We start from the raw sequence: 1,636 nt of genomic DNA on the forward strand, positions 1-1,636 counted from the left end.
TGGAATGATAAAATAGTGGTGCTCATCAAGGTCCTTCTTTCTAATGGATTGTGTGGTAACACCATTAAAGACCTTGATGGGTTTTTCTGTCCACTTAAATGTTCAACTTAAATTTTACAATTTGCCATTCCCAATGAACGAGAAAAGTTAATCAATGGGTACTGACGATGCAAAGTGGCGTACAGTATCGCTGAGGTCGAAATCCCACTGGTGCAAACCAGCAGTACATCGGCATTTAAGTAGTCCTGAATGTTGTCCGACTTGGAAACAAAACGGGCAACGTCAGTTTGAGTGCTATCGTCAACCGAAATAAAGTACAGACAAATCAAGGCAATCTCGCTCGTTGGAATTGGCGAACCCACCACTATTTCCAGCGGACGACAGGCGATCTGGACGAACTTAATCATCTCTGGAAACTTCGAGTGAATCGCATCCAGCAATGGCATTTCAAAAGTGAAACGATAGCGGCACCGAAAATAAGTGGAGTATAGGTGGATGCTCAAGGCGTTCATAAAAGCATTGTCGTTAATCTTGGTCCCGGCAATTTGGTCGTAGCGCAACATTATTGCCCAGGCAATATGGTGCATTTTTCGCTTAAACTCGTCCTTGACGTAGTTCAAAACGTCAACTTGCGAACACAAAACAATTTCGGTGAAGAATACCAGCTCCTGGGTATCCTGAATCCCATTACGGGCCAGTAGTTTCTCCACTTCGGGAATAACACCGCTCGTCACAGCAGCGATCTCCTCGCTATTTGTATCGGGGTTCGTCACCCGGTGACCAAGCGAGATCCGGAAAATCCGAAACTTCAGACAACGGATAATGGTCTGGGCAGCATTTTCAGTAAAGCGGGCATTGATCCCTTTTTCCAACTTCCCCAGCTGCTGATAGGCCATGTCCATATCAATCGCCGGAAAGGTTAAGTGGTCAACCCCGGTAGCAATCACACCCTGGTTATCCTGTGACAGTTGACGGAAGACGTAGCGGCAAATTGCCTCCTCACTTCCCGCCAGTACATGGCCTTTCGGAGTACTAGTTAATTGAAGTCGTGGATACTCCGTTTCGATCCGTTTAAAGTCAGCAATAATGGTGTTGCGGCCAACGCCTAACTTATCACCAAGGTTGTTAATTGATTGTGGCTGAACCCGCGTCAGCAAAGACCAGATCATGGCATCCAACCGCTTCTGCGGGCTGACCGCTGGGTGATTCTGCCCCGGTTGCGCTTGCTGTCGTTTTTGCCAGGCCGTCACCGTTTCTTCCGGCAGGAGGTAGCCAACACCACGTTCGTTTTGGATGCCGGCCATTCCCAACTTGGCCAGCAACTGGTTCGCCTGGTCAATGCGGTAAAAGACGGTGCGTCGGGAAATGTTGAACTGCTTTTCAATTTTGGCTGCTGAAACGTAGTCGTGGGCCGCAGCCAGGTAGTTAATTAACTTTTCGGCGTTCTTTACTGCCATGTCTGCACCCCCTCCCTTACATCTTCTTCGACAGTTATTAATTACGATAAGGGGGGCTGTGACATAAGTCCCTTATAATGAATGAACCGTTCGGAATTCGCTGTAATTCCGAACGGTTCTTCTTTTTGTGATACAGTCTCTGAAAAGATCGTCTCCTATCGGCGATCTTTTTCATATTT

The 1,636-nt window shown here is 47.3% G+C and carries 1 protein-coding gene; it reads right to left on the bottom strand.

All coding sequences use genetic code 11. The features are described 5' to 3' along the window. Nucleotides 1-107: 107 nt before the first annotated feature. Nucleotides 108-1,457 carry a BglG family transcription antiterminator gene (locus tag C1710_RS08090; RefSeq protein ID WP_102281913.1) on the bottom strand — a complete coding sequence of 450 codons (1,350 nt, stop codon included), beginning with the start codon at nucleotides 1,455-1,457 and terminating at the stop codon, nucleotides 108-110. Nucleotides 1,458-1,636 lie beyond the last annotated feature (179 nt).

It is taken from the genome of [Lactobacillus] timonensis, from assembly GCF_900240275.1.
GTDB lineage: Bacteria > Bacillota > Bacilli > Lactobacillales > Lactobacillaceae > Limosilactobacillus > Limosilactobacillus timonensis.